This window comes from Acidicapsa dinghuensis (assembly GCF_025685685.1).
GTDB lineage: Bacteria > Acidobacteriota > Terriglobia > Terriglobales > Acidobacteriaceae > Acidicapsa > Acidicapsa dinghuensis.
In genome coordinates this window covers 469,163-489,095 of sequence record NZ_JAGSYH010000005.1, presented here as the reverse complement: position 1 = coordinate 489,095, position 19,933 = coordinate 469,163, and the positions used below count along the sequence as shown (strand labels likewise).

At 56.9% G+C, this 19,933-nt stretch carries 18 protein-coding genes; 9 read left to right on the top strand and 9 right to left on the bottom strand.

The genetic code is table 11. The features are described 5' to 3' along the window. Positions 1-48: 48 nt before the first annotated feature. Positions 49-1,920 carry a hypothetical protein gene (locus OHL22_RS16845; RefSeq protein ID WP_263339884.1) on the top strand — a complete coding sequence of 624 codons (1,872 nt, stop codon included), beginning with the start codon at positions 49-51 and terminating at the stop codon, positions 1,918-1,920. A gap of 18 nt (positions 1,921-1,938) precedes the next feature. On the opposite strand, the gene OHL22_RS16840 is transcribed toward OHL22_RS16845, so the two are convergent. Further along, entirely contained in the window at positions 1,939-2,883 is a 945-nt protein-coding gene (locus OHL22_RS16840; RefSeq protein ID WP_263339882.1) for an IS481 family transposase, read from the bottom strand. Positions 2,884-3,181: 298 nt separating this feature from the next. Then, positions 3,182-4,015, bottom strand: coding sequence for an AraC family transcriptional regulator (locus tag OHL22_RS16835; RefSeq protein ID WP_263339880.1), 834 nt, complete (start codon positions 4,013-4,015; stop codon positions 3,182-3,184). Between the two features lie 201 nt (positions 4,016-4,216). Here OHL22_RS16835 and OHL22_RS16830 point away from each other — a divergent pair, with 201 nt between their 5' ends. Both OHL22_RS16830 and OHL22_RS16825 read left to right on the top strand, forming a co-directional pair. Further along, positions 4,217-4,756, top strand: a complete 540-nt coding sequence (locus OHL22_RS16830) for a YkgB family protein (RefSeq protein ID WP_263339878.1) — start codon at positions 4,217-4,219, stop codon at positions 4,754-4,756. Between the two features lie 232 nt (positions 4,757-4,988). Next, positions 4,989-5,366, top strand: coding sequence for a DUF2784 domain-containing protein (locus OHL22_RS16825; protein WP_263339875.1), 378 nt, complete (start codon positions 4,989-4,991; stop codon positions 5,364-5,366). Positions 5,367-5,467: 101 nt separating this feature from the next. Here OHL22_RS16825 and OHL22_RS16820 read toward each other — a convergent pair whose 3' ends face one another. Then, entirely contained in the window at positions 5,468-5,983 is a 516-nt protein-coding gene (locus tag OHL22_RS16820) for an SRPBCC family protein (protein ID WP_263339872.1), read from the bottom strand. A 195-nt stretch (positions 5,984-6,178) separates the two neighbouring features. Here OHL22_RS16820 and recG point away from each other — a divergent pair, with 195 nt between their 5' ends. Further along, positions 6,179-8,521: an ATP-dependent DNA helicase RecG gene (recG, locus tag OHL22_RS16815; RefSeq protein ID WP_263340528.1), complete on the top strand. Its 2,343-nt coding sequence runs from the start codon at positions 6,179-6,181 to the stop codon at positions 8,519-8,521. A 146-nt stretch (positions 8,522-8,667) separates the two neighbouring features. Here recG and OHL22_RS16810 read toward each other — a convergent pair whose 3' ends face one another. The 4 genes from OHL22_RS16810 to OHL22_RS16795 form a co-directional block, all read right to left on the bottom strand. Then, on the bottom strand, positions 8,668-9,096 hold the full coding sequence (locus OHL22_RS16810; protein WP_263339869.1) for a DUF3592 domain-containing protein: 429 nt from the start codon (positions 9,094-9,096) through the stop codon (positions 8,668-8,670). Positions 9,097-9,382: 286 nt separating this feature from the next. Then, positions 9,383-9,748 (bottom strand): acyl carrier protein, encoded by a 366-nt coding sequence (locus tag OHL22_RS16805; protein ID WP_263339867.1) that lies wholly within the window; start codon positions 9,746-9,748, stop codon positions 9,383-9,385. Positions 9,749-9,869: 121 nt separating this feature from the next. Further along, positions 9,870-10,379, bottom strand: a complete 510-nt coding sequence (locus OHL22_RS16800; RefSeq protein WP_263339864.1) for a hypothetical protein — start codon at positions 10,377-10,379, stop codon at positions 9,870-9,872. 347 nt (positions 10,380-10,726) lie between these two features. After that, positions 10,727-11,101 carry a hypothetical protein gene (locus OHL22_RS16795; RefSeq protein WP_263339861.1) on the bottom strand — a complete coding sequence of 125 codons (375 nt, stop codon included), beginning with the start codon at positions 11,099-11,101 and terminating at the stop codon, positions 10,727-10,729. A gap of 175 nt (positions 11,102-11,276) precedes the next feature. Here OHL22_RS16795 and acpS point away from each other — a divergent pair, with 175 nt between their 5' ends. From acpS to OHL22_RS16770, 5 genes are all read left to right on the top strand, one after another. Then, a complete protein-coding gene (gene acpS, locus OHL22_RS16790; protein WP_263339859.1) occupies positions 11,277-11,663 on the top strand; it encodes a holo-ACP synthase in 387 nt (128 codons plus the stop codon). A gap of 166 nt (positions 11,664-11,829) precedes the next feature. Next, positions 11,830-12,906, top strand: coding sequence for an MlaD family protein (locus OHL22_RS16785; RefSeq protein WP_263339857.1), 1,077 nt, complete (start codon positions 11,830-11,832; stop codon positions 12,904-12,906). A gap of 320 nt (positions 12,907-13,226) precedes the next feature. Next, a complete protein-coding gene (locus OHL22_RS16780) occupies positions 13,227-14,780 on the top strand; it encodes a sulfatase-like hydrolase/transferase (RefSeq protein ID WP_263339854.1) in 1,554 nt (517 codons plus the stop codon). Between the two features lie 61 nt (positions 14,781-14,841). Continuing rightward, on the top strand, positions 14,842-15,756 hold the full coding sequence (locus tag OHL22_RS16775) for a lysophospholipid acyltransferase family protein (RefSeq protein WP_263339851.1): 915 nt from the start codon (positions 14,842-14,844) through the stop codon (positions 15,754-15,756). 108 nt (positions 15,757-15,864) lie between these two features. Then, complete coding sequence (locus tag OHL22_RS16770) at positions 15,865-16,773, top strand: NADP-dependent oxidoreductase (protein ID WP_263339848.1); 909 nt, start codon at positions 15,865-15,867, stop codon at positions 16,771-16,773. Between the two features lie 182 nt (positions 16,774-16,955). Here the strand turns inward: OHL22_RS16770 and OHL22_RS16765 are convergent, their stop codons facing one another. Then, positions 16,956-18,212: a metallophosphoesterase family protein gene (locus tag OHL22_RS16765; RefSeq protein WP_263339845.1), complete on the bottom strand. Its 1,257-nt coding sequence runs from the start codon at positions 18,210-18,212 to the stop codon at positions 16,956-16,958. A 215-nt stretch (positions 18,213-18,427) separates the two neighbouring features. Continuing rightward, entirely contained in the window at positions 18,428-19,921 is a 1,494-nt protein-coding gene (locus tag OHL22_RS16760) for a multicopper oxidase family protein (protein WP_263339843.1), read from the bottom strand. Positions 19,922-19,933: the final 12 nt, after the last annotated feature.

Sequence of the window (19,933 nt, the reverse complement as noted above, 5' to 3'; positions counted from 1 at the left end):
CTTGCTTCGCTTGGAGGTCATTCACAGTCCCCCAGTGATCCCGCAGAATTGAAAGCCGTCGAAGGAGGCGTTTCAGGGATCGAGGCGTTCGCCAGAACGGGCGGAAGATTCATTGGCCAGAAAAACAGCGGTGGACAGACCGCGGCCATGCTGGCCGCGGCGAGCTCACCCGAGGTCATTGCTGCATTCCGCAAGGCCGGCGGAACGTTCACCGAGGAAAAAGATAGTTCAGGACACAATGCGGCGGACTATGTCTTGCAGGTGAAACCACATCCTGACCCGGGTGCCGCGCAGTATTACCGGGAGCGTGCGAAAGCGATTGATGCTTTCGCTGAAGCCGGCGGCCGGTTCGCCCTTCAGGATGGCAGGGTCAGTACGAACACGATCGTCCTGCTCATGCAGAACCCAGCGTCGCTTTGCGCATTCCGTAGGGCGATCGGCCCAGACGTTGACCTGCGTTCTTCGATTAGCAACATACAGGAACTTATGGCAGTTAATGGAGGGGCAACTGCCATTCAGGCTTTCGCGGCTGCTGGTCACGTATTTACTTCGAATAATTCTCTCGGAGAATCCGCAGCACAATTGGCTGCTCGCAAAGGCGCCAGCGTGCTCCAGGCCTATGACTCGGCGGTAGAAAGACAGGGAGGCCTTGAATACATCAGCACGGATGACGAATACAGCGCCCTTCGAAGTCCTGCGGCAGTTGAATCCTTCGCGAAAGCCGGTTGCAAGTTCGATGATCGACCCAACAGGAAAGGCCTCACCGCAGAAGCCACGGCAATATTGCACGGGGCCAAAGTCGTTGAAGCTTTCTCAGAATACGGTGGCAAATTCACCAATCGTCTGACACCCCAGGGACTAACCGCCGGAGATATGGCGAGGCGGGAGGAGCTGAACAGTGCTGGAGTGCTGATCGCCTATCGGGCAGCCTTGAAGCGCCAGGGCGGACTCATTTTCGATCTCCCCAAAGACGAATATGAAGCCACCAGGATCGGCGCTCCGGGGATCGAAGCCTTCGTACACCAAGGTGGCAGATTTACAGACACACCTAATGTGCAAGATCTGACCTCTGCAATCATCGCTGCTTCGTCAGGCGCCGAAGCGATCGAGGCTTTCGCGCGGGCTGGCGGCCACTTCACCGATTGGCAAAACAAACAGGGCTATACCGCGGCCATGGCTGCAGCCTACAGCGGAGCCGATGCAATTGCTGCCTTTGCGGAGGCTGGCGGCCATTTTACCGAGCAGCAGAATCACGTTGGCGACACAGCCGCTTTGATCGTTGCCATGCGGCCTGACGATCTTGGCCCCGGAATGCAAGAACTTCATTTTCGACTCGGCGACATGTTCATCGACGGAAAGCAGCGAGGAGCGGCGGCCATCGAAGCTTTTTACGCTGCAGGCGGACGATTTGCGGATCACCAGAATTCGCTTGGCAACACCGCAGCCATGAGTGTGATCGAAAATGGCCCAGCTGCCATTCGTGCTTTTGCCCATGCCGGCGGTCACTTTACCGAGCAAGAAGATAAGGCAGGTCTTACCGCGGAAATTTATGCAGCGTACGACGATCCGGAAACAATCAAGGCATTCTCCGAGGCCGGCGGACGATTCACCACACGCGTCTCAAGCAGTGGCATGACATCTGAAATTGCTGCTGCTGAGAGTACCGTCGATCAGATTACTGCATACTCACAAGCCGGAGGTGTCTTCACTGATCGCAAAACGCGCGAAGGCTGGACATCGGCAATGATCGCTACGAACCATGGAGGCTGGATTCTTCGCCATGAGCCTTCTACGGACATCCCGGACACCATTGCTACGCAGAAGGCTGTCAAAACGGACTTTGCACAAGAGGATGCTGAGGCCAGCAAGGCATATCAGGAAGCGTTGCAAAGACAAGGCGGATTGCTCCACGTTCCATAGGCGGGTGGCTGTAGAAGCTCAAGAGGTTGTTCCATCGGCGAGCGGTATCTCGGAGCGGCTGATGGGCGGGTTGTAGTTGAGGCTACCATGAGGTCTTTCGTGGTTGTAGTAGTGAGTCCATGGCTGCAGATGTGAGTCCCTGTCCTGTGAGTCAGTCCAGTGTTTTGCGTAAGCCCACTCTCTGAGCGCGGTCTGTATAAATCGCTCAGCCTTTCCGTTGGTTCTGGGCGTGTAGGGCCTGGTGCGGTGGTGTTTTAGTGCGAGCTTGCAGCAAGCCTGGCGGAACTGTTGGGAGCGGTAGCTGGATCCGTTGTCGGTCAGCAGAGCGCGCACGCCGATGCCGTGTTGTGCGAAGAAGCCCAGCGCATCGTTGAGGAAGCCGATGGTGGTACCGGCCTTCTGGTCTGGCAGCATGCGGGTGAAGGCCATACGCGAGTGGTCGTCGACGGCCACATGCAGCGCAAGGAAACCGGGATGAGCGCGTTTGCCGCGCAGCCGCCCATCGCCGCGCAGCGAGACCTCCGAGAAGCGCGTCATGCCCTTGATGTCGAGATGCAACAGGTCACCGGGCCGCGGATGCTCATAGCGAACCACGGGAGGCGGCGGGTTCAGGTCGCGCCATCGGCTCAACCGCGCCCGGCGCAGGATGCGGCTCACGGAAGCCGGACTCAGACCCGATTGCCGTGCGATCCGGTACCCGGGCATGTGCCCCCGGCGCAGCTCGACAACCCGATCAACAAGACTCCCCGCCAGGCGGCGCGGACTGCGATGAGGCCGCGAGCTACGATCTGCCAGACCATCCAGTCCGGCTACCTGGAACCGCATCACCCACTTGGCCGCAGTCTTCGCACTCACGCGGAAGGCGGCTGCAGCCGCCTTCCGCGTCTCTCCCTGCTCCAGTACAAACCTGACCAATGCCTCTCGACTGCGATAGCTCAGTCGGGCATTCTTATGAATGTCCATTCGATCCTCCGAAGATTCCTAGTTGCTCGTCACAACCAGCTTCTCCGGTCCAAATCGAATGGACAACCTCCTGAAAGATCACAGGTGGGGCACCCTCTTCTTTCTTTTGCTGAAGCTCCCGAGACTCTCGGGGTGCCCATCCGTTCTACGTTCTTAGTCGAAAGGATGGGATAGTGGATGCCCGCAGCACCAGACCACATTCGTGCGCAGCACGAACCCCGCAGTCTCTTCAATCCGCCTTCAGACGGTTCCTGTGATCTTTCTCATGGCGCGGAAGTTCGCGTGACGGAACATAGAGTCACGTTTGGCGGGTACGGCTGCCAGCGAGCCATTCCGACGGCGACATGCCTATCCGTTGGGTGAAGACTCGCGTTAGAGCTGTGGCATTCGCGTATCCCACCGCGGCGGCGATGAGTTTCAGTGAGTTGCCTTTACGCAACATGGTTTGGGAGACTCCTAATCGCCAGCTTGTCAGGTAGTCAAACGGTGTCATGCCGACGACCTGGCGAAAATAAGCGGCAAAGCGCGCTCGGGACATACCGGCAAGCTGAGCCAGCTGCTCCAGTGACCATGAGGTCTCGGGAGATTCGTGCATGCCTTGGATTGCCTTGCCAAGACGCGAATCGCTGAGTCCCACTAAGATTCCACTGTCAATCAGGCGCGTGTTCATTGCCGATCGGATGAGCAGCACAAAGAGATATTCGAATAATCGATCGATGGCAGCCTGACGGCCTGGTAGCTCAGAGAAGGCCTCTGCAAACAAGAGCTGCAGTGTCGGTTCAAGCTCGGGAAGCGCTGTGAGCGGGAGCACGAGTGGTTCGGGCAGGGATGCGATCAGAGGGTTTAACATTCCGGCGCCGAATTCGATTGTGGCGCATACGAGCTCGGCGCCTGCCTGCAGCGGGCCGTGAAGGCGATGAACGCGAGGGCGGGGAAAGAACAGTATGCTCGGGGTATCGATGACGATCTGACGAGCGTCGGGCCGGGTGATCTTGAGCTTGCCTTGCTTGAGCACATGAAGATGACCGGCATGTTCGCTTATCTGATCTCCGGTGCTGCCGCACAACAGCCCGGAATAAAACATTCGGGCCGTAAGAGAGAACCGTTCGAAGAAGAGCGCGAGTCGATCCATTATGAGACTAAAAGATATCTGATGGATATTCTTTGTGACAAGCAGTCCCATCCTATGGTTGAAAAGACTTGCAGCGTAGTGCGAAGATGCGCTGTCGAGGATTTTGGAAAGGATCGTGTCCCGCATTGCTCCCGTTGTTTTAACCAACACGAGATTTGCCCCAGGCGTGACCACATCAACTTTAATAAGGAGAAGTGAGAAATGAGTAACATCTCGTCGGCACAAACAAGCAACCTCTTACAACAAGCGAAAAACAAACTGACCGGATTGGCTGAGTGGATCAGTGATCGTAATCTACCCTTTCTGGTTATCAGCATCGGTATGATCGTTATGCTGCTTTGGGCCGGATCTTACAAGATGACGCGGCCCGGCGCTGAAGGCATCATTCCTCTTGTTTCGAACAGCTTTCTCGTCTGGTGGCACTTCAAGTTATTCGGTCCGTATATTGGATCGGATCTTATCGGAACTACCGAGTGGCTTACCGCGATCTTGATTATCGCGGGCTACTTCAGACCCAGGGCCGGCATTGTTGGCGGGCTCCTAGGAGTCGTTATCTTCTTCACAACCAGCACCATGCTGCTGAGTACTCCCGGCGCGATTATTTCCGTACCTGGCATTGAGGGAATGAGATATATGAGCTTCCTTGGCCTGTTCCTGTACAAGGACATCATTGCTCTTGGTGGATGTCTTTACCTGGTCAGCTATTTCGGCAAAAAGGCGGTTTCCGAAAACAAACGCTAACTGTGGAGGCTCGGGCCGACATTTTCAGGCATGTCCATTCGATTTATCTGAAGCTTCTGGTTGCTCGTCACGACCGGCTTCTCGGACTCAATCGAATGGACAGTCTTTTGAAAGAGCACCGCGCGGCCGATCATCCTGTCGATGTGGCAACTTTGCTTCGCAGCGCTCACACGATCGCCAGAGATACGCAGTAACGAGGAGCACGCAGTAAGATGAGGCGAGGTTGCGCGCCATGGCCGAGCTTGCGGTCCTCGTTCTGAGCTTTCATCTGGCGTGGCTTTTGCTGGTTATCTTTGGAGCGATCTGGACTCGAGGGCGTCCGTGGTGGAGTGTGCTTCACATTCTGGCTTTGTTGTGGGGCATCGTGGTTGAGGTGAGCCCGTGGCCATGTCCTCTTACGTTGGCCGAAAAGTACTTCGAATCGCGCGCGGGCTGGGCTGCGTATCATGGCAGCTTTTTGCTTCACTATCTGGATGCAATCGTCTATCCCAACCTTCCTGACTGGGTCGTAACCATCGCGGGAGTATCTGTATGCGCGCTGAATCTCGGGGTCTACTGCTGGCGGCTGCGAAAAGGCGAGCTATTTCGCAGCAAAGCGCGGGGAACGTGAGTCAGCGTAGCGCGTGACCACATCTCAACATGCCAACCCAGCCACGAATGCGTGCCGAGGTCTTCAACGACAGGTCTTTGCGCGAAAGCGGAAGCTGTTCCCTAGTTAGTCTCCGGTCCCTGGTTTCTGCCTTTCAGGTACGCTTCGAGTTGTCCCAGCGTTCCATTCCATCCTTGGGTCATCGCGTCGTGCATGCTGTCAAAGGTTTTCTGCTCCGAGGGGGAAGCATCGATGGGGTGCCACGCAATCGTCAGCACGGTGTTCCCGTCGACATCCGCGAATGTCGCTGTTGTCAGTATCTCGAGCGGCCAATCTGCCACATAGGGGTGACGCGTGGGATTCCCGTGTTTATTCGAGAACGTGTTCACCAGCACAATTCGCTCGGGCGCAACTACCTCGCGAAATACCCACTTGCCCCACATCTCGACGCCATTCGCAGCGCGCATGCAGTAGTGGAAGATTCCGCCCGACACGACATTCAGCTTCGCGACTGAAAGCGCGAATCCCGCCGGCGCAAACCACTGCTTGAGATGCTCTTCCTCGGTCCACGTCTTCCATACCAGTTCACGCGGTGCGTCCAGTTCCAGTAAATAGACAAATTCTCGCTCTCGGGACAACTCTGCACCTGCCTTTAGGGTTTGCCGGCCGTGATCAACGTTCCTCAAACTTTTCCGCGGATTTCTCCTCCATCATACCCAAGCTGTGTTCGCCTTCCATACCCAACGACTCAACCCCTTCACCGTGGCACGCGCAACCCGCCGCAATGTAGCATCCACAATGTGCCCGGCCGCAAATCCAATCCCCAGCCCCCACTGCCTGTCGCGCCGCCCGCAGCTCAGGGCCATCAGCCATTCAAGCCTCTCGCGCTCGATACGCCTGTCACTTACGTTCGCGGCGTAGGCCCGAAGGTGGCCAAGGTCCTCGAAGAAAAAGGTATTCTTGTCGCCGAAGACCTGCTCTACCATCTGCCTTTCCGTTACGAGGACCGCCAGCATCCGCGCTCGCTCGATGAACTCAAACCCGGAGAGACCGCCTCAGTCATTGCCGAAATTCGCGGCACGGCGCTCCTGCGCACCCGCCGCATGCCCATCTTCGAGATGACCGTAGGGCAGGGCAATCTCGCTATGAAGTGCATCTGGTTCAACGGCTCTTATCTGCAAGGCCGCTTCCATGCTGGGCAGACCATTGCACTTTTTGGCCGCATTGAGCCATCCCGCTCCAGCCGCAACATGAAGATGATCCAGCCACAGTTCGAGCTGTTGCCTGGGACCGGCGAAGACGAAGAGACTCTCCTTCTCGAAGTGGGCCGCATCACTCCTGTTTATGAATCCCTCGGTGGCTCCATGCTCGCCTCACGCTGGCAGCGCAAGGTCATCTTCCGCCTCATCGAGTCTCTCCGCGGAGCTGCCGGCGCGCCGACCTTGATCCCAGAAGTCCTGCCGACGTCGATGCTGGAACGCCTTGGCCTTCCCACGCGCGAGCAAGCCATCGCCCACGCACACTTTCCTCCGGAAGGCACGACGCAGACTGCGCTCATGGAAGCGCGCACCGCGCCGCTACGCCGCCTTATTTTCGAAGAGCTTTTCTTTCTCGAACTCGGCCTGGAGCTCAAACGCCGCAAAGGCCGCGCGCAGCTGGGCATTGCCTTCGCCACCACCGATCAGGTTCGCGAAGCCATCCGTGAGATTCTGCCGTTCCATCCCACAACTGCACAGAAACGCGCTCTTGGCGAAATCGTCAGCGACATGCGCCAGCCGCACCCTATGCGCCGCCTCTTGCAAGGTGATGTCGGCTCCGGCAAAACCATCGTCGCGCTGCAGGCGATGCTCGTCGCTATTGAAAACGGCTATCAGGCCGCGCTCATGGCTCCTACTGAAATTCTGGCCACGCAGCATTATCTTGCCGCGCGTAAGCTGCTGGCGCGCTCCTCGAAGCGCTACAACATCGTTCTGCTTACCGGCTCACTTGAGCACGATCGTAAGCGCTATGCCCGCAGCCTCATTTATTCCGGCGAAGCGCAGCTTGTTATCGGCACTCATGCCCTCATTGAGGAGAAAGTCGACTTTGCGCGTCTCGGCCTCGTCGTGGTCGACGAGCAGCATCGCTTCGGCGTCCTACAGCGCTTCCGCCTCATGAAAAAACCCGGTGAGGCTGAGCCAGACGTTCTCGTCATGACCGCTACGCCCATCCCACGCACGCTCGCCCTCACGCTCTACGGCGACCTCGACGGCAGCGTCCTCGATGAGCTTCCGCCGGGGCGCACGCCCATCGTTACCCGCAGCGTTCCTGGCGAGCGTCAGGAGGAGGTGTGGGAGTTCGTTTGCAAGCAGGTTGGCCTCGGCCGTCAGGCTTACATCGTCTATCCCGTCATCGAAGGCCCCCGCGACGACCAGCCCGAGCTGGACTTCGCCGCAGCCGATGCCGAGGCCGCTCAAGCCGCTCCACCTGTCCCTGCCAAACGCGCACGCAAATCTGCGAAGAAACAAACCGCCCTCTTCACGCCGGAAGAAATGCCCGAGACGAAACCGTCTCCGAAACAGGAGCTCCGCGCCGCTACCGATATGTATGAGCAGTTGCGTAGTGGGGCTTTCCACGGCCTCCGCGTCGGCCTTCTCCATGGCCGTCTCGACGCCGATGAGAAAGATGTCGTCATGCGCCGGTTTCAGCGCGGGGAGATCGATGTCCTCGTCTCCACCACGGTCATCGAAGTTGGCGTCGATGTTCCCAATGCTTCGGTGATGGTCGTCGATCACGCCGAGCGCTTCGGCCTCGCCCAGCTTCACCAGCTTCGCGGGCGCGTCGGACGCGGCTCCGCCAAAAGCTACTGCATCCTCATGACTGGTGAACGCGTCTCGCCGCAGGCCGAAGAACGCCTGCAGGCCATGGTCCGCACACAAAACGGATTCGAATTGGCCGAGCTCGATCTCACCATGCGCGGCCCTGGCGAGTTTTTCGGTACCCGCCAGGCCGGAGCCCCTACTTTCCGCGTAGCCAACCTGGTCCGTGACCGCGAGATCCTCGAACTGGCCAAACAGGAAGCCGCCCGCTTTGCAAACCAACCCGACGATTCCATCACCGAAGCTGAACGCAAGCGTGTCTGGAACCACCTGCGCCAAGCCTGGCAGCGTCGCTACGGCCTGCTTGAAGCTGGCTGATCACCAGTCGACCGTGAAGTGCACTGCTTCAGACGAACGCGCCTGGAGTTGGTGCACGCAAGCCGGTTTCTCGTTACTTAAACCAGACGAGATTGAGAATGCATGTGAATATACGTCCTCAATCTCGTCTGATTTCGAATATTCCCTTAGGGTGCTCTGTCCCAAAGAACAAAGGCCACGACAGCGACAAGCACTAAACCGAGGATGTAGACGAAACGTAAATTGTGGCGACTCTGCTCAGAAAAGTCTTCAAGAGCACTAAATCGAGGATTTTGGCTGTCATAATAGACAGCGACTGTCTGCCCAAATCCAACTCCTCTTTCGGCTTTGCTGACCGCGGTATATTGTGCATCGCCAACTGAAAAAGTGTAGTCACAGTAGTTGTCGTGCCCGCGTCCACGCTCCTCGCACTGACCAATGATTCCGAAGCTCGTTTTCTGTCTACTCGCTAAATCATTCTCTACAGCTGCTTGATAGGCGAAAAACAAGATACCGAACAGCGCGAAGGCAATGAACGGCCACAGTGACTTCCTGCCAAGTCGAGAAGAATCAGAAAGCCTCTGCACGATGTTCATGATTTTCTGAATGCAAGTATCTGATCTTGCCAAGGCTGAGGTCAATCCAGTTTTCGGGCTTCGCTTAGAAGGTTCTATTCAGGGCAATCCCAGCCGACGAAGCGATACCACTTGCGGAATTAGTCTTCATAAACGCGCTTCTCGTCACTGAAACGGCTCTTTGATCGAGTGATCGACTACTCGGATACGATCCGGACTCGCATTGAAACCAAAGTGTGTCGCATAGGGTAAATCTTGGAACCGGCATAAAGTGGCCTCCGCTTACAACTACGATTCTCTTTAGGTTTTAGTCGACGCCGAGATCTTGGGCGATGCTGGCGCTGTAGAGAATTTCTTCTCGTTTCAAGCCCTGTTGATCGACAAAAACGGCGACCAAAACGTCCCACACACTTTGCGGCGACCAATGCAGCACTTCCACCGGAGCTGGCAGCGGCGTATGCGTGGAAAGGAAGAGGAACTTCGCTTCCTTATGCGTAATTGTGGGAAGCTCTGCCGAAGTGACCGGAGATTGAAGCGGCATCACGCCCACTTTCCGGCAGATCAGATGATAGAAGTCTCCCACTGTGCGGACAGCACCCGCTTCGTCATCTTCGATAGTTATGGCAAACAATTCTTCCGTGCGCAGCACAATCTCTACGGTGTCAAGCCCCATCGGTACAGGTTAGCTCGTGCGAAGGTCCGTCACAACTTCACTAAAACGGGTTCTGGAAACTTTGCTCCGGTCTCGAAAAGGATAACTTCCGGATAGCCGGTCACTCGCTCGGAACTTAAATTCACAGACCTAAATGCTCGAGGTATGGGTTCGCAGCGAGCCGCGCGTGAATCTCTGCTGCTCGCTCGCGCAACCTCTGATCCGGGTCTTCCTCTGCTTTTGCCAATAGCTCTTTCGCCAAGTCGATTCCTTCCTCGCCTAAGGGCCTCGCAAGAACCTGTTCCAACGCGACTACAGCATTCCAACGTGTGGTGCTGTCCTCCACGAGTTCACGAGCCCATCGCATGAATCGCCAATCAGCCATTTCCGAAAGTAGGAAGATCGCTCGTCCTGCTCGCTCCGTGCTCGGCTCGTTTTTGTAAATCTCGTAGCAGTATTCCATCGCGACTGTTGACCTCATGATCAAGAGAACCTGCTCAGCGGCTCCATATCCGGGTTCGAAAGTGATCCAATGATCAACAGCACGACGAATGTTTTCTTCGCCGACGATAAGTTCCAGTACTCGTATCCCTGGCTCTGTTCCCCAACAGCCGCCGACTTGCTTGTCCAGTGCTCTCCAGTCAATCGTCATCCCGTTCTCTCGGTCACTTCGTTTCGACCTCTCATCATCGCATGGAGTTTAGAGCACTGGGAGAATAGTCGGCCATCCGTCATTTACTTCATGGCCAACACTTCCAAAATGGCGCACAAAACGGCATTGCCCGCCGGCGTATCTCACAAAGGGTAAGTTTTGAGACGGCCAAATCAACTCAGTAAAACTCTTGTTCGAGATGCAGAGCCGCCGTGGAATACGCTGCTTCAGGCGAACACGCATGGACCAGCACATGCCAGCATCACCGCACCTTCGTCGTTGCTGTTATTGCTTCGTCATTCTCGCTGAAGATCTGCTTTACTTCGCGCGAAGGCGCCACCCCACTCTTACACCTCACCCTTCCCAAAACACCGCACCTCAAGATCCACACTCACAATCTCAGCCCCGCAATCCTCGTGATGGCTAAGTGTGCACTGGCAAAGCTCAGTAAACCGCAGATGCGCCAACTGGCTTAGCTCGAGCCCCGCCGCAATCAACATTGCATACATATCCACGCAATGCTGCCGCTCAAACTCAAACAGCATGCTGATCAGCCCCTGATCATCCGCTCCTCGGCTCAGCACCCAGCCGCCGCAGCCCAGAATCGCTCCCGTCAGCGTGCGCACCATCATTCCAGGCTCCGCCATCGCCGATGCGCGCATCTGCAGCGCCCAGCTCGATGCCGGTCCCTTCACTGCCGCGGATAGCGCCGCTGGATTCATATCTCATTCATCGGACCCCGTCCGCCAATCTTCACCCACCGTCCCACCCCGCGACAGATCCGGGCCGATCCCGCCCGGTCGTAAGACAACTCCAATCCCAGCCCCCTGATTCTCACCTGCGGCCACTGTTCGCTGTTTCCTGCTCCCCGGCTGCTGTTGTACCCTCCAACCAGACATGCTTGTCGGCACCGGCATTGACCTTACCGAGATTCCCCGCATTCAGCGCTCCATGGAGCGTTTCGGTCAGCGCTTCCTCAACCGCATCTTTACTCCCGCCGAGCAGGCCTACTGCCTCCGAAAAAAGCACTCCGCCGAAAGTTTCGCCGCCCGCTTCGCTGCAAAAGAGGCGGCCGCCAAAGCGCTTGGCACCGGTATCCAGCATGGAGTCAATTGGTTAGAGATTGAAGTCACCCGTCACCCCGGTGGCCGTCCCGGACTTCGCTTTACCGGTCGCGCCGCCGACTTCGCCGCCCGCCTGCGGGTCACCCATGCCGCGCTCTCGCTCACCCACACAGGGACGCTCGCCATGGCCAGCGTCTCCCTCGAAGGCCCCGAATTCTGACTTCGGCAGCAAAAGTCCGCAACCAACGACACATATGCCGCATCGTTTGTTCTGAAATTGGTGCTTTTCGAATTGCTGACTCGACAAAGGCGTTTGGTATCCTCAACCCAGCGAGAGATACACAAAGGCACACCTATTACCCAGCACTACTGAGGACGATTGCACGATGCCGAGCCAGAAAGAACTTCGTTGGTCCCAACTGAAGGTCGGAATAGTAGCTCTGATCGCCATGACCGTTCTCGTCGTGATGATCTTCATCCTCGCCGGATCCACAGGCGGCCTCTTCACCAAGAAGATCAATCTCATCGCCTACTTCGATAACGCCAATGGCCTGAAAGACGGCGCGCCCGTCACGCTCGAAGGCGTCACCATCGGTAACGTGGTCCACGTGCGCATCATTCCGAGCCATGAGCCCCACGCCGTCGAGGTTGTGTGCCGCATCGGTTCCAACTTCCTGCCTTCGCTGCATACCGACTCGACCGCATCCATCACCTCCGCCGGCGTCCTCGGCGATGCCTTTGTCGACATCTCGTCGTCCCACGCCACCGGCCCGCAGCCCGGCAACAACACAGAGATCCCTGTCGCCAAGACACCCAGCATTCAGGACGTTGTCCGTACCAGCCAGGTCTCTATCGAGAACATCAACAAGGTTGTCGCCAAGGTCGGAGTCCTGCTCGATACCGTCAACAACGGCGACGGTACCGCCGCCATGTTCCTCAAAGATCCGGCCATGGCTAAGAAGATTTCCAACACCATCAGCCAGCTTCAGGTCATTACTACCAACATTGCCGAGGGCAAGGGAACGGCTGGCAAGCTCATCACCGACGACGCCCTCTACAACAAGCTGAATGATTCAGTAGCCAAGCTCGACGACATCACCACGCGCCTCGACAACGGCCAGGGAACAGCAGGCAAGCTGCTTACCGACGACACACTCTATAAAAATCTGAACAAGGCCCTCGCCAACACCAACGAGCTGCTGGGCGACATCAACGCGGGCAAAGGATCGCTCGGCAAGTTCACCAAGGATCCCGCCTTTGCCAACAAGGTCGAAGAAACCCTCGGCCACCTCAACGGAATCCTCAAAGGCATCCAGGAGGGGCAAGGCTCCATTGGCCAGATGTTCGTGAACCGCACGCTCTACGACAACTTAAGCAAGACCCTCAACGATACCGGCCAATTGGTCACAGCCATTCGCAAGGACCCCAAGACTTACCTGACAATTCACGTAAAAGTCTTCTAGCCGGTTCTCCATCGCGAGAAGGTTTCTTGAAAAGTGCGATTGCCCAATCCTGCGCGAGATTAATGACGCGGGATTCGGGTCAATTTTTTCAAACTCGTAATCTCTGCTCCCAAAGTATGTCGCATCCGTTGCGCATGCCCTATATGCTGATTAGTCTTGCACCTCGGATTCTCTGAGTGATTGTCGAGGATCTTGATGGATGCTCCATCTATAAACTTCCAGAATGATTCGCAACTTATTTGTGACTTCTATGAACGAGAACATGGAGCTTGCCGTAAGAATCTACTTTTAAATACGACGTAAACAGCAGGGAGGGCAAGGTGGATCGAAGGAAGTTTATGGGATGGATGGCCGCAGGAGCTGCCAGTGGCGCGGTTCCTGTTCTCGCAGGCGCCGAGGGGACGGTGAGCGAGAAGGAGTCTTCAAAGCCGAACTTTCTGTTCATCATTGCCGACGACATGATGTACAGGACCATTCACTCTCTGAACAACCCTGAGATTCACACACCTAACCTCGACAAGCTGGTCGCAAATGGCTGTGCGTTTACGCATTGCTTTCATCAGGGTGCATGGTCAGGTGCTGTTTGCGTGCCTAGCCGCACGATGCTTAACAGCGGTCTTACTGCGTTTCATGCCCTGACGGGCATCGATCGCGTTCACACATGGGGCCAGACGATGGGCGCCGCTGGATATGACACCTTTATCTGCGGCAAGTGGCATCTGAATCCGACGCTTTTGCAGAAGAGCTTTAAGGAACTGGGTCCGGTTGGACCGGGATTTCTGGCTCCGGGCAACGATTTTTATACTGACGAACCAAGCGACAATGATGGCGACCATGTGAATGTTCCGTGGTCTGAGAATGAAGCGTATTTTCGTCCGCGGCCGGGTGGTACGTGGAATCCTGCAGACCGTTCCCTCCACGGACATTGGCTCCAGTCGGACATTGTGGATGCGAAGTTGCCGAGGGAAATCAGGCACTCGAGCACCATTTACGCAGATGCCGTGATTGATTATTTGACCGACAAAGCCGCGAAGCGGAGCACGCCGTTCTTTGTTTACATGGGTTTTAATGCGCCGCATGATCCCCGCCAGGCGCCGCAGGAGTTTCTCGATCTGTATCAGCAGGACAACATCGAAGTGCCTCCGAATTTCCTGCCTGAGCACCCATTCAATATTGGTTCCGACACGTTTGGCCGTGACGAATCACTTGCGCCGTTTCCGCGTACGCACGAGGCTGTGCAACTGCACCGCCGCGAGTATTACGCCATTATTTCGCACATGGATCATGAAATCGGCCGCGTGCTCGATGCGCTGGAACGTTCTAGCAAAGCTGGTAATACGTACGTGGTTGTCACCGCGGATCATGGACTGGCCGTGGGTGAGCACGGACTGATGGGTAAGCAGAATCTTTATGATTGCAGCATCCGTATGCCGCTGCTGATTTCAGGCCCGGGAGTTCGCACAGGCGTGAAGGTTGATGAACTGGTGTATCAGCACAGCATGTATGCGACAACCTGCGATCTGGCGGGCATTCCGACGCCGGGAACAGTTCAATTTCCAAGTATTGCGCCGATGCTACGTGGCGATTACCGTCCGGTACACGATGCGGTCTTCACCTGGCATCGCCATACGCAAAGAGCCATCCGCACGAAGACGCACAAGCTGATTGTGTACCCGGAGGTGCATACGATTCAGTTGTTTGATATCGAGCGTGATCCGTGGGAAATGCATGATCTGTCGGGAGATCCAGCGATGGATAAGCTCAAAGGTGAATTGATGGAGCAGTTACAGCGGATGCAGAAAGAGCTTGGCGATATGATTCATTTTGTCGATCCGCTGCGTGGCGTCTGGACGAAACTACCCCGCCGCGCATAACGATGGATCGTCGTAAATTCATGGGACTAGCTGGTGAAAAGGGTGGAGCCCCCGAGAAGAGTTGATCGAGGCGGAACAAATCAATACTGACGAGCGAGAGAGCGCGGCTTTGCCGGTGGACGATGCGGCGTGCGCGCAGGAAGCTGCATGGGTGCAGGAGGCTGCGTCTGCTTCTGCACGTGGGGCTGCGTCGGGACTTGCTGGGCGGGTGACGTTTCGGCTGGTGAAGCGAGTGGTAGTGCTGATGGCGGCGCTGGGGGTTTGTTTCGCGTGGTTTGGAGTGTTGTGGTTTTGGTGGAAGATGCGCGGACGGGATGTGCCGCTGACGGTGCGCGCGGAGTGGATGCACTTTTGCGGGCAGGTTGTACTGCGCGGGATGGGCGTGAAGTCTCGCGTGGAGGGTGCGCGGCCGTGCGGGACTACGTTGATTGCGGCGAACCATCTGAGCTATCTGGATATTGTGATTGCGGCGGCGGTGATGCCGATTGTGTTCGTGTCGAAGGATGAGATTGCGCGGTGGCCGGTGTTTGGGGCGATAGCGACGCGCGGAAAGACGATCTTTCTGGACCGGCAGAGCAGGGCGAGTGTGCGCAAGGCTGCGAAGGAGATGGCGGAGCGGCTGAGCGAGGGTGTGCCGCTGCTGCTGTTTCCGGAGGGGACGAGCACGGATGGGAGCACGGTGTTGCGGTTTCACTCGCCGCTGTTTGAGCCTGCGGTTGCAGCGGGGCTGCCGATTACTCCAGCGGCGATTGCTTATGAGCCGAAGGCGCCCGGGGTGATGGAGCGCGGTCTTTGCTGGTTTGGGGATGAGACGTTTGTGCCGCATTTGATGCGGGTGCTGAATGTGAAGGGATTCACGGCGGTGATGCGGTTTGGAGAGCCGTTTGTAGTTGCGGACCGGCGTGCGGCAGCGGTGACAGCGTATGATGCGGTGTCTGCCATGCGAGTGGATGAAGAAGCTCGCCGCAGAGGTTAAAGCCGGTCGCTGACCTGGTTGGATGGATGTTAAACCGATCCATCTTTGCGCATCCTCTCTGCTGTCGATCCGCATCTGACAGTTAGCAAAAGCATATGAGGTGTGGTTATGAAAGCAGTTGTGCTACATGAATACGGTGGACCGGACAAACTGAAGTATGAGGAGTGGGATGATCCACGGGCGGGCGAAGGTCAGATTCTAATTCGCGTCACTGCAGCGGGAATCAATCCCATCGACTGGAAGCTTCGTAGTGGCGCCATGAAGGATTTCATGCCGCTGGAACTGCCCACCATTCTTGGTTACGACTACTCTGGCGTCGTTAGCTCGGTCGGCAAGGGCGTTGAGGGCTATGCCGAAGGCGATAAGGTATTCGGCCGTGCCGGCAGGACTTACGCCGAGTTTCTTCTGGGTGATCCCGCAGGCATGTCGAAGATTCCCGACGGCCTTGATCATGTGGAAGCTGCCGCACTTCCGGTGGTGCTAAACACTGGCGAACAACTCATCGCTCAGTTTGGCAAAGTGCAGCATGGACAGGCCGTCATTATCACTGGAGCACTGGGCAGCGTTGGCCGCACTGCCGTCTGGGTGGCCAAGAAGCTTGGTGCGCATGTCATAGTGGGCGTGCGCAGTTCACAAAGAGAGGCTGCGGAGGAGCTCGAGGCCGATGCCATTCTTGCGCTTGATGATCCGCAAGAGATGGACTCGCTTGGCTTCGTCGATGTTGTCGCGGATACGATTGGCGGCAACATAGGCGGTTCGCTCATGGCCAAGGTCAAACCGGGAGGAACATACGCCTCGGTTGTTGGGCCTCCGCCAAATGCCGAACTTTACCCCAACGTGAAAGTAGAGGTTTTCGGCTCACATCCCGACGGAGCGGGGATGCGAGCGCTTGCGGAAGATATCGTGAAGGGAAAGTTCAAGATTCGTGTTGACCGCAAAATGCCACTTGCCGATGCGGCGAAAGCACATGCTTTAGCGGAGAAGGGCGGCGTTGGAAAAGTTCTTCTTTTAGCGTGAACGCAATGGGGATTTCCAGCAATTGATCGGTGAGCGGGAAGGCATCCGCTGATGTGCGGCTGAGGAACGGCTGCGGACGGGAACCGAGAGACAGGCAAAAGAAATTCCCCCTTCGCGAGAAATCGCGAAGGGGGAACGGGTGCTGGAGCAAGGTCATGCTGAAGGTAGCGAGGACGATCCAGTTACCACCTGTTGGATGGACCGTGGCAGGCGGCGACGCCCTTGTCGCTGTACTTAGACGGACCGGTTGTTTGTGCAGGATCCTTTAATGCCGATTCGTAATCCCACGCGTAGCCATTCGGATTGAGCGTCAGTTTCATCACGCCCCAGAATTCTCCGGTTGACGCCTCGAGATTCTCTGCATTGAAGTTCGCGTGGCCACCCGGATCGGAGGATGTGCCGGTTGTGACGACTGTATCGAGTGTTTCGCCGCCCGTGCCAATGATGAATTCGCGGATGCCCTTCCTGGGATCGGAGTTCCCATTGGGGTCAAGCGGCCGATAGCGGGCATAGAGGTGGTCGTGTCCGTTGAGCACCAGGTCGGCTCCGTACTGATAGAGCAGGTCCCAGAAGGCTACAGCGGTCGGGCCCTCGGGCACGGCGATGCTGTTGGCAGCGCTAAATGTGGGCTGGTGCCAATAGGCGAGTGTGCACTGGGAGTGATTGGCCTCGAGATCTTTTTTCAGCCATGCGAGTTCTGAGGCAAACCAGGAACCCGTGGTCGAACAACCGCCAGGCTGTGTCTCGCACTCGATATTGAGCGAGATAAGATGCCACGAGCCGAGGTTATAGGAGTACCATCCATCTCCCACGCCGTCTCCGTTGAGGCCGTTGTTTACCTCTTCGAAGTGCCCGGCTTGTCCATCCGCGCGTGGGACGGGTTGAGGAGTGGGTGAGGTGCCGTTGAGAGAGTTGGAGACCGTAGTGGTCATCATGCTCCCGTCGGCGTTGTGCTGGAAGCCGTTGTAGTAGGAGAAGTAGCCGTAACCAGCAACGCCGATTGCGCCATGCTCGTTGTAGAACTCGTGGTTGCCTGGCGCAGGCCGCTGGATAAATTTGAAAGCGCCGTAGGTCAGGTCGAACGAGTTTTCAAAGTCCGAATAGTTTCCTACCTGGTACTGCTCATCGCCGAGGATCGCGACGAGGTCAGGTTGCATATTCTCAATCTGCTGCGCGGTGGCCGCCTGAGACTGGTTGAGGTTCTGAGCAGTGTCTCCGCTGCAGTTTTCACCCGCCTTCTCACCACTCGGCTCGGTGCCGGGCTGGCACGCGACATCGCCAACCGCCGCCAGCACAGGCGAGCGCTGCACCTTGTTGTATGGCCACGGATTGCCATTGGAGTTTTGATTTTGTGCACTTGCTCCAGCTGCAAATGCCAGTACCGAGGCGGCTGCTCCCATGAGCAGCGCCACTCGGAACCTGTCTTGTGTCATCTTCATGCAGACCTCCCGTTGAGATTTGTGATTGGGGGGAGTTGCCAAAACATCTTTTTCTATCCCGTTAATATTTCGCGTGTGTATCTGGCGTGTTAAAAAGCTGTAACAGAGATGATTTGGAAGCCGTGATGCTATGGTTCAGGCTGTGCAGCAGACGAATGCACAGCCGATAGCTTCGCAGAATCGGTATTCTGCCAGGTTTGCATGCGTTGTAGTACTCAGGCGTAGCGAAACAGCGCCTTGAAACCAAAGTCCATGTGCTGTTGGATATGGCAGTGAAACAGCGTGAGGCCCGGCTGGTCTGCCACCAGGTCCACGGTTGCCCGTCCATACATGGGAACTATCACCGTGTCCTTCAGGATGCCGGCAGTTGGTTTTCCATTGAGCTCGACCAGTTCGAATAGGTGCCGGTGGAAGTGCACGGGGTGGGAATCGTCGCTGCGATTGTGAAACACGATCCGGTGGCGGTGTCCCTGCCGGAACACGAATTCGCCGTCATGCGGATATTCCTTACCGTTGACGAGCCAGTGATTGATTCCATGCAGGCCGCCCGGCACTTTTTCAAAGATCATATCGATTGTCTGGTCGGGAACAGGAAGCGAGGCTGGATGGGGCGCGGTCTTGCCGAAGATTGTGTAATCCCAGCGCGCATTCTGCGGCGGAAGCCATTGCGGATGCTGCTGCTGATTGGCGTACTCCACGACGATGCCCATGCCGGATTGCCGCGCCACATTGCGCATGGCCCCTAAAATCCAGACGCCTGGGTTATTCATCTCGACAATTGCGTCCACGCGCTCGCCTGGGGCGATTTCAATTACATCGACTGTCTGAGGCGTGGGTACGGGATTGCCGTCCAAGGCAATTACCTGAAAACGGTGGCCGGAACAAGCCACACTATGAATTTGCGAGGCGCTGGCGTTGAGCAGATGTATCAGGACACGGTCGCCCTGCCGCACACGGATGGGTTCTCCCGCGCCGAGCATCTTATCGTTGATCGAGTAAAGGGCGGAGTTGACTTCGAGCCCGTTGGTACGCCGGTCTCGCGTGGCGGGTTTTTCAGGCATCGGGTCGTTCGGATCGGGTGGACCCTCATCCGGGTCCATCGTGGTTAGAAAAGGCTCCCACTCTCGCAGGGCCAGAAAGACTTCCTGATCGTAGTGTCCGGGGTCATTGGCGGAATCGATCAGGAGAAACCCGAACTGGCCGGTGTACGCGCCGCGATGCAGATCGAGCATAGCCATAGCGTGCGAGTGGTACCATCGCGAACCCGCCGGGTTGGCTACGAATTGATAGCGGCGCCGGCCATGCGGAGGGACAGGAGGCGTGCCTTCTTCTTCCGCACCGTCCACTTCCGAGGGAATGCACAAGCCATGCCAATGCACGTATTCCGGAGTGTCCGTATCGTTCGTAACATCAACGGTGACGGATTGACCCTCGCGCATTCGCATGAGCGGACCGGGAACTTGATTGTTGTAGCCGATGGTGCTGAGCACGACACGGGGGGCCAGCTCGACCAGCATCGGTGCTATTTGCAGGCTGAAATCCGCCGCGGGCCCGGCAGCGTTTGGTTCTGATGGGGCAACCATTGCATGCTGTGGCGGTGTCGAAACCGGCTGGAGGCCTGGCGGTTCGCCGAGCGCGGTCCGCAGTTTGCCTGCACCTGTCGCGATCATGGTGGCCCATCCCAGCCGTACAAAATCCCTTCGCTTCATGCGATCCCTGTC

What these genes read in the sequence shown, in the direction of transcription:
- OHL22_RS16840 (WP_263339882.1), bottom strand. Translation starts at nt 2,883, where the DNA reads ATGGACATTCATAAGAATGCCCGACTGAGCTATCGCAGTCGAGAGGCA.
- OHL22_RS16835 (WP_263339880.1), bottom strand. Translation starts at nt 4,015, where the DNA reads ATGGATCGACTCGCGCTCTTCTTCGAACGGTTCTCTCTTACGGCCCGA.
- OHL22_RS16830 (WP_263339878.1), top strand. Translation starts at nt 4,217, where the DNA reads ATGAGTAACATCTCGTCGGCACAAACAAGCAACCTCTTACAACAAGCG.
- OHL22_RS16825 (WP_263339875.1), top strand. Translation starts at nt 4,989, where the DNA reads ATGGCCGAGCTTGCGGTCCTCGTTCTGAGCTTTCATCTGGCGTGGCTT.
- OHL22_RS16810 (WP_263339869.1), bottom strand. Translation starts at nt 9,096, where the DNA reads ATGAACATCGTGCAGAGGCTTTCTGATTCTTCTCGACTTGGCAGGAAG.
- OHL22_RS16805 (WP_263339867.1), bottom strand. Translation starts at nt 9,748, where the DNA reads ATGGGGCTTGACACCGTAGAGATTGTGCTGCGCACGGAAGAATTGTTT.
- OHL22_RS16800 (WP_263339864.1), bottom strand. Translation starts at nt 10,379, where the DNA reads ATGACGATTGACTGGAGAGCACTGGACAAGCAAGTCGGCGGCTGTTGG.
- OHL22_RS16795 (WP_263339861.1), bottom strand. Translation starts at nt 11,101, where the DNA reads ATGAATCCAGCGGCGCTATCCGCGGCAGTGAAGGGACCGGCATCGAGC.
- acpS (WP_263339859.1), top strand. Translation starts at nt 11,277, where the DNA reads ATGCTTGTCGGCACCGGCATTGACCTTACCGAGATTCCCCGCATTCAG.
- OHL22_RS16785 (WP_263339857.1), top strand. Translation starts at nt 11,830, where the DNA reads ATGCCGAGCCAGAAAGAACTTCGTTGGTCCCAACTGAAGGTCGGAATA.
- OHL22_RS16770 (WP_263339848.1), top strand. Translation starts at nt 15,865, where the DNA reads ATGAAAGCAGTTGTGCTACATGAATACGGTGGACCGGACAAACTGAAG.
- OHL22_RS16765 (WP_263339845.1), bottom strand. Translation starts at nt 18,212, where the DNA reads ATGAAGATGACACAAGACAGGTTCCGAGTGGCGCTGCTCATGGGAGCA.
- OHL22_RS16760 (WP_263339843.1), bottom strand. Translation starts at nt 19,921, where the DNA reads ATGAAGCGAAGGGATTTTGTACGGCTGGGATGGGCCACCATGATCGCG.